Raw genomic sequence first — 6674 nt, forward strand, 5'->3', positions numbered from 1 at the left:
CGGTGCGGCGGGTGTCCCTGGAACTGGTGACTGTGCCGGTCCCGTGCCGAGCGGGCAGGCTGACACGGGACCGCCGTCCGGACGGCCAGGAGGCCGAGCGGCATCGACCGGGAGGGCCTATGAAGCTAGTCGACATCACTCCGCAGATGCTGCTGGACGGGTCGCAGTCCTGCACCGACACGGCTGCACAGCTACAGGCGCGGCTCGCGACGCTGCGACGGGACGTGGACGACCTGGCGTCGTACTGGTTGGGGCCGGGTTCCAAGGCCTACAAGCAGACGATGGAGGAGTACGACACCTGCGGCCGGATGCTCAACGACGCCCTGAACGGGATCTCGCGGGGCCTGCAGCGCAACGCCGGCAACTACGCCACGGCCGACGAGGCGACGGTGCGCACCATGCCCGAGATCAATGGTATTCCGGCGGCCCGTCTCGGGCCTGAGCCCGGCGCCTGACCGGAACCGTCAGCCCGCCCGAGTAGAGGAGTTCGCGTGACCGACAGTATGGGTAGTCGCATCCGGGTCCCCCCGGAGCTGGAGTTCGCCGGCGCCAGGCTCAAGAGCACCGCCGACGAGCTGGTCGACATGCTCGCCACCCTGAAGGCCAAGCTCGTTCCGTTGGAGGAGAGCTGGGTCGGTGAGGCACGCGAGGAGTACGTCGGACTCCAGGGGCAGTGGAACGCCGGGGCGAACGGTCTGTTCGGTGTGGACGGCGCACTGGGCGACATCGCCAACGCCGCCAACCTCGCCTGGAACAACTACTCCGAGGCGGAGTTCTCGAACCTGCGTACCTGGCGGGGCTGACGATCACCGCAGGCCGGGGGTCTTGAACATCCGAGACCTCCGGCTCGTAGTATTCGGCATGATCCGTGATCAACGAGGCCGTACCTCCGACGCGCAGCCGTCGCCGGAACCGGTCGGACCGGGTGCCGAGTCGAACCCGGAGTCGCTCGCGGACAGCAGCCGGTTCCGCAAGCTCGGTTCGGCCCTGAACTGGGTCGGTGACCGGGTGGCCGTGGTCGGCGCCGACCCGACGGGAGCGGTCGCCGCCGCAGCGACCGGGCTGGCGGCGGAGCGCGACGTGGTGACCGTCGTCGGGCCGCTCGACACCGCCGAGGACTGGGCGTTCGTCGAGACGGTGCTCCCCATCGCGGTGCCGCCGGGCAGTCGTGCCCGGGTCGCGGTGGCCGGGGCGGCCGGTCGCGGCCTGGCCGGTCGGCTGGCCCGGGAGCTGACCGCCACCCTCGACGTCCCCCGGGCCGAGGTGCTGCTGGTGCCCGGGGGCTCGCTGTTCGCGGTGGACGGCTGGCTGCGGCACACCCCCGACGGGGTGGCCTCCCCGGCCGGCCATCGCAGCCCGCAGCCGCCCTGGGAGAACGACGTCGACAAGCTGTGCGCCGCGACGCGCCCCGGTGAGCTGGTGCTGCTTCCCGTACCGGCCGGGATGTGGCTGTTCGGTCGGCTGCCGGGCACCCCGATGCCGGACTACGACGACCCCGCGTATGGGGTGCCGATGGACGCTGACCGGCCGGTGCTGCTGATCGGGCGGCCCGGGCAGCCGGAGCCGGAGGCGGACGCCATCGTGGAGTTCCTCGACCGGCTCCCGTCCCGGCTACGCCAGCAACTCGTGCTGGCCTCCTACGGATCGGTGACCACGACTGCGGCGGCGGCGACGAGCCTGGCCCGCGAAACGGGTGTCCCGGTGCAGGTGCACACCGGCCTGCCGGCGCTCACGCCCGAGGGCCGACCGACGAGTCTCGCCGTCGACCACGCGGCGGCCACCTGGGAACCGATCGCGACCGTCCTCAGTTTCCCGCCCGAGGGTCCGGCCCGCCCGGTCGGACCGGTACGCGGACTCGACGGCTACCCGGAGCTGACGGAGAACGTCTTCCGGCTCGGCGAGCGGTGGGTGGCCGAGGTGACACAGTCCGGCCTCTGGGTGCGGCCACCCGAGCAGGAGCACGCCGCACGCCTGGTGCGGTCGCACCCGTGGACCTCCGGCAAGGTGCGGATCTTCGTGGGCGTACCCGGCAAGCCGCCCCGGTACCACGTCTTGCCGGTGCTCGGCGCGCTGCTGGGCCGGATGCCCGCCGAGACCCGTCAGCGGGTCGAGTTGTCGCCGGCCCGGTTCGCGGTGGCGGCCGGGGACGACGCGGTCCCGACGCCGGACCCGGAGCAGGGTGAGCCGGTCGCGCCGGTGGTGCAGCGCACCGTCGTGCTGCGCGCCCCGCAGTCCGGTGGCGCGATCCCGGTTGTCCCGGCACCGGCGGAGCGGCCGGAGGACCCGACGGCCGCGAGGCGGAGTCCCGAAGTCGGACGGACGATCGGGGCGGGCGCGGCGTCGCCGGAGACGACCGCGTCGCCTGCGTCCGGCGGGAACGCCCCGGTCGGACCCGCGCTGGTGGCCGCGCCGACGACGACGCTGGCGGCCGAGCCGACGACGCAGTATCCGATCCGTCCGGTGGCGCGGCACGAGGCCGTCCGTCCGGTCCGCCGCGACGAGCCGAAGCAGGGTACGGAGGCGGTGCGCCCACCGCGTACCGAGGCGTCCCGTCCGCCGGTCTCGCCCCCGGCCGGTCCGGACGACGAGCGGCGACACCCGTCCGGGTCCGGTCCGGCCGGACCGGAGACCCGGCGGCGGCGCAAGCCCCGGCTGTCGGCCCAGATCCTGACCGCCGTCGCGGTCCTGACAGTGGCGGTCGCCAGCGGGTACGTGCTGAATCCGAACGGGCAGCCGTCCGGCGCCGACACGTCGCCGGGGTACGCCGTACCGCCGCCGCAGGGTCTTCCGGAGTTCTCCGCCGGGACGCCGGTCGCCGCCGACCCGTCCGGTATCCCGACCGACGATCCGTCCACCTCGGTCAGTCCCGCCTCCGGCAGCAGCGGCCAGACCGGTGCGGCCCCCGGCCCGAGCTTTCCCGGGCAGAGCCAGGCGTCGACGGGCGGCACCGACCGGGTGCCCGCGCCGGTGGCCCCGCCCCGACCCAGCGGGTCGCCGTCGTCCGCACCGAGTGCCACCCCCCGGCCCGCGGCGTCCTCGGCGATGCCGGGTCAGGTGAACAGTTCGGGGCGGAACCTGGCCCTCTCCGGGACCGCCAGCGCGTCGAGCTTCGAGACGATCTACCGGCCGTCGAGCGCGATCGACGGGGACCGGGAGTCCCGGTGGGGTAGCGCGTTCACCCCGGACACCCAGTGGCTCGCCATCGACCTGGGCGAACTCTGGCAGGTCACCGAGGTGCGGCTGCGGTGGCAGCGGGCGTACGCGACCGCGTACCGGGTCGAGGTGTCCGCCGACGGCGGGACGTGGCGGACGGTCTACCAGACCGGTAGCGGCGTGGGCGGGACCGTCGACATCGCCGTCACCCGCACTTCCGTCCGGTACGTACGCATGGTCGGCACGGCCAAGGCGATGCCCGGGTACGGGTACTCGATCCACGAGTTCGAGGTGCGCTGAGGAGGGCGGCTCACCGTTTGTTGTTGGTGAGGTTCTTGGTGTTCTGCTCTTCGACGTCGGTGTACATCGCGTGGGTGTGCTTCATCCGCCGGATCGCCTCGTTGAGGACGTCGCGCATCTGTCCGCTCAGACCGTCGACCTGATCGAGCAACAGCGCGAAGTTCTTGCCGGCCGGGCTCATCCAGTAGTCGCGCAGCGTGCGGAACTCCTTGTTGATCTCGTTCAGTTTGCCTTCCAGCGTGTCCCGTTCGGTGGCGACCTTCTTGGCGGCGTCGGCCAGCTTGTCGAGCTCGACGGCGAAGGTGAACTGGGAGCCGTCCGGGTTGATCTGGGTGATCGGCGTACCGTCCGCGTTGGTGATCACGGTGATCGAGGGCTTGCCGTTGTCGGTGTACGCCCACTTGATGTCGCTGCCGCTGCTGCCGTACTCGATGGTGACCGTCTTGGTGCCCTGGGTGCCGTACGTCGGCCGACCCTCGGAGTCGAAGGTGGTGAACGTCCAGCCGTTCTGCTCCATGCTGGTGACCGCACCGTCCGAGTTGCGGAAGATGGTCGTGCCACCGGAGTAGGTCCACTGGAAACCACCGCCGGCCGTCGGCGTGATGGTCACCGTCTCCCGGGTCTCCGAGTTGACGCCGGACGTCGGCGCCCCGTCCTTGTACGTGATGACCCACCCGTCGCCACGGTCCTCGGTGAGGATCTGGCCCTCCGAGTCGTACGTCACGACGCTCTCGTCGTCGTACGTGTAGACGGTGTTGCCGTCCCGGTAGCTGATGGTGGCGGTGACGCCGGGGCGTTCCTCGGTGGCGGGGATGTCGACGTAGTGCGGGCGGTTGTCGGCGTCGAACTGGCTGTAGGTGGTGCCGTCGGCACGTTCCTCAGTCAGGATCTTGCCGCCGGCGTTGTACGTGATGACGGTGTCGTCGGCGTACGTGTAGAGGGTGTTGCCGTCCTGGTAGGTGATGTCGGCGCTGGTGGCGGGGCGGCCTTCGGTGGCGGGGACGTCGATGTGGCCGGGGCGGTTGTCGGCGTCGAAGTCGCTGTAGGTGGTGCCGTCGGGGCGTTGCTCCTTGAGCATCTTGCCGTCGGCGTTGTAGGTGATGACGGTGTCGTCGGCGTACGTGTAGAGGGTGTTGCCGCCTTCGTAGCTGATGTCGGCGCTGGTGGCGGGGCGGCCCTCGGTGGCGGGGACGTCGATGTGGCCGGGCCGGTTGCTGGCGTCGAAGTCGCTGTACGTCGTGCCGTCCGGGCGTTGCTCGCTGAGGATCTTGCCGTCGGCGTTGTACGTGACGACGCTGTCGTCGGCGTACGTGTAGACGGTGTTGCCGCCCTGATAGTCGATCTCGGCGCTGGTGGCGGGGCGGCCCTCGGTGGCGGGGACGTCGATGTGGCCGGGCCGGTTGTCGGCGTCGAAGTCGCTGTACGTCGTGCCGTCGGCCCGTTGCTCTTTGAGGATCTTGCCGTCGGCGTTGTAGGTGACGACGGTGTCGTCGGCGTACGTGTAGATGGTGTTGCCACCCTGGTAACTGATCTCGGCACTGGTCGCCGGCTGCCCGCTGCGGGCCGGGATCTCGACGTACTGCGGTTGGTCGTTCGCGTTGAAGTCGGTGTACAGGGTGCCGTCGGGCAGCCGCTGGCTGACCAGGTCCTGGCTGTGACTGTCGAAGGTCAGCACCGACTTGTCGGAGTACCGGAAAATCGTCAGGTTGTCCTGGTAGCCGATGTGCGCGTACGTCGCCGCCTGCCCGTCCGACGGCGGGATCTCCACGTACCGGGCGCGCCCCGCGTCGTCGAACGAGCTGTAGACCCGCCCGTCCGGCATCACCTGCTGGACCGGCTGACCGTCGGCGTCGTACGTCACCACCGAGCCGTCGCTCTGCCGCTCGAACGTGTGCCCCTTGGTCGGCGGCTGCTCCGGCCCGGCCATCAGGCGGATTCCTCGGGGCCGCCGACCCGCGGGAGGGACTCGGGTGCCGTCGGCACCGTCTCGCCGAACGACTGCTTGTCGGCCTCGGCGTAGAACTGGGCGGCGTTGTTGACCCGGACGACGTACTGCGCGACCGCCTGGATCGAACCGCCGACCGCCTTGAGCAGCGAGAGCTGGGTGTCCACGAGCATCTGCGTCTGATCCGGATTGGGGTCCTCGACCGGCGGGAGGTCCTCGCCCTTGACCGTGTGCCGCGAGATGTGACTGCCGCCGTCGTGGCTTCTGATCTCGCGGTCGTTCTGTACGCCGCCCTCGTTCTCGGCGTAGAAGATCCAGCCGCCCTTGCTGAGCACGTCCGCCTTGAACGACTCGAACTCGTCGACCTGGGTGTTGAGTTCGTTCAGCATGTAGTTCTGCGCCCCGCGAAGGTCGGCGGGCGTGACCCCGAACGCGCGGACGGTCGGCTCGACGAGTTCCTTCGTCTCGTCGCCCGCGTCCTTGGGCGGGTTGAACAGATTGTCGCCGGTGACCGATCGCGCATAGCGTTCTTCCATGTGCAGTTCGGGTATGTGTTTAATCGACGCCTGTACGTAGGTGTCCAGCTCAGGGTCGGCCATCTTAGACATGTACCACGCGGGTCCTCGCGGACGGATGTCCCTCTTCGGGGGACGCCCACCGTCACCAACATTGAGATGGTCCGGTTGAGCTGGGCCGATGCTAGCGTCTCCGGCACGAGACCGATTGGTGCGCGGGCGGGGGGCTGAGCATGGGGAGCGGTGCGCCCGCACACTACGACGACGGCCAGAGCATCAACGTCGACCCGCAGGGCATGTGGACGATCGGGTCGGAGCGAGTCGTCAAACTCATGGGCGATGTCGTCGACTCGTGGGAGCGAATCGGTAACACCTGGAAGAACCTCGAACTCAGTTGGGCCGGCGAGACCGCCGAGGAGGTCCAGCAGTTCAACTATCGGTTGCAGAAATTGCAGTGGGATCTGTTCGGATCGCAGGAACAGGAAACCTACGGGCTGATTTCGCAGGTGTGCGGGATCGCGGCGAGCGCCGCGTCGAACTACGGCGAGGCCGAGAAGACGGTCATCAAGATGTTCGACGAGTTCACCGCCGCCATCCCCGCTGATGACCTGCCGCCCGAGGAGGACGGCGAGGGCGACGGCGGCACGCCTCCACCCATCGATCTCGGGGATGCGTACAACACGACCGAGTCGCCGGTGCACACCCTCTACCCCAACAATCCCGACGCGAACAAGCCGCCGCCGCCGGATAACGAGTGACGG

General features: G+C 69.9%; 6 protein-coding genes. 4 read left to right on the forward strand and 2 right to left on the reverse strand.

The genetic code is table 11. The features are described 5' to 3' along the window. The first annotated feature begins 119 nt into the window (after positions 1-119). The 3 genes from ABZ738_RS06335 to ABZ738_RS06345 are packed head-to-tail and all read left to right on the forward strand — an operon-like array spanning position 120 to position 3453. Positions 120-455, forward strand: a complete 336-nt coding sequence (locus tag ABZ738_RS06335; RefSeq protein WP_131051368.1) for a WXG100 family type VII secretion target — start codon at positions 120-122, stop codon at positions 453-455. A gap of 36 nt (positions 456-491) precedes the next feature. Next, positions 492-803 carry a WXG100 family type VII secretion target gene (locus tag ABZ738_RS06340; protein WP_131051369.1) on the forward strand — a complete coding sequence of 104 codons (312 nt, stop codon included), beginning with the start codon at positions 492-494 and terminating at the stop codon, positions 801-803. Positions 804-861: 58 nt separating this feature from the next. Beyond that, a complete protein-coding gene (locus ABZ738_RS06345; RefSeq protein WP_357211492.1) occupies positions 862-3453 on the forward strand; it encodes a discoidin domain-containing protein in 2592 nt (863 codons plus the stop codon). 10 nt (positions 3454-3463) lie between these two features. On the opposite strand, the gene ABZ738_RS06350 is transcribed toward ABZ738_RS06345, so the two are convergent. Both ABZ738_RS06350 and ABZ738_RS06355 read right to left on the reverse strand, forming a co-directional pair. After that, positions 3464-5380, reverse strand: a complete 1917-nt coding sequence (locus tag ABZ738_RS06350; RefSeq protein ID WP_357211494.1) for a WXG100 family type VII secretion target — start codon at positions 5378-5380, stop codon at positions 3464-3466. Beyond that, positions 5380-5997, reverse strand: coding sequence for a hypothetical protein (locus tag ABZ738_RS06355; RefSeq protein ID WP_131055257.1), 618 nt, complete (start codon positions 5995-5997; stop codon positions 5380-5382). Before ABZ738_RS06355 ends, ABZ738_RS06350 begins: the two co-directional genes overlap by 1 nt. A gap of 149 nt (positions 5998-6146) precedes the next feature. Here ABZ738_RS06355 and ABZ738_RS06360 point away from each other — a divergent pair, with 149 nt between their 5' ends. Next, positions 6147-6671: a hypothetical protein gene (locus ABZ738_RS06360; RefSeq protein ID WP_176092454.1), complete on the forward strand. Its 525-nt coding sequence runs from the start codon at positions 6147-6149 to the stop codon at positions 6669-6671. The last annotated feature ends 3 nt before the right edge of the window (positions 6672-6674 follow it).

It is taken from the genome of Micromonospora sp. NPDC047793 (genome assembly GCF_040642635.1).
Lineage (GTDB): Bacteria > Actinomycetota > Actinomycetes > Mycobacteriales > Micromonosporaceae > Micromonospora.

What these genes read in the sequence shown, in the direction of transcription:
- ABZ738_RS06335 (WP_131051368.1), top strand. Translation starts at nt 120, where the DNA reads ATGAAGCTAGTCGACATCACTCCGCAGATGCTGCTGGACGGGTCGCAG.
- ABZ738_RS06345 (WP_357211492.1), top strand. Translation starts at nt 862, where the DNA reads ATGATCCGTGATCAACGAGGCCGTACCTCCGACGCGCAGCCGTCGCCG.
- ABZ738_RS06350 (WP_357211494.1), bottom strand. Translation starts at nt 5,380, where the DNA reads ATGGCCGGGCCGGAGCAGCCGCCGACCAAGGGGCACACGTTCGAGCGG.
- ABZ738_RS06355 (WP_131055257.1), bottom strand. Translation starts at nt 5,997, where the DNA reads ATGGCCGACCCTGAGCTGGACACCTACGTACAGGCGTCGATTAAACAC.
- ABZ738_RS06360 (WP_176092454.1), top strand. Translation starts at nt 6,147, where the DNA reads ATGGGGAGCGGTGCGCCCGCACACTACGACGACGGCCAGAGCATCAAC.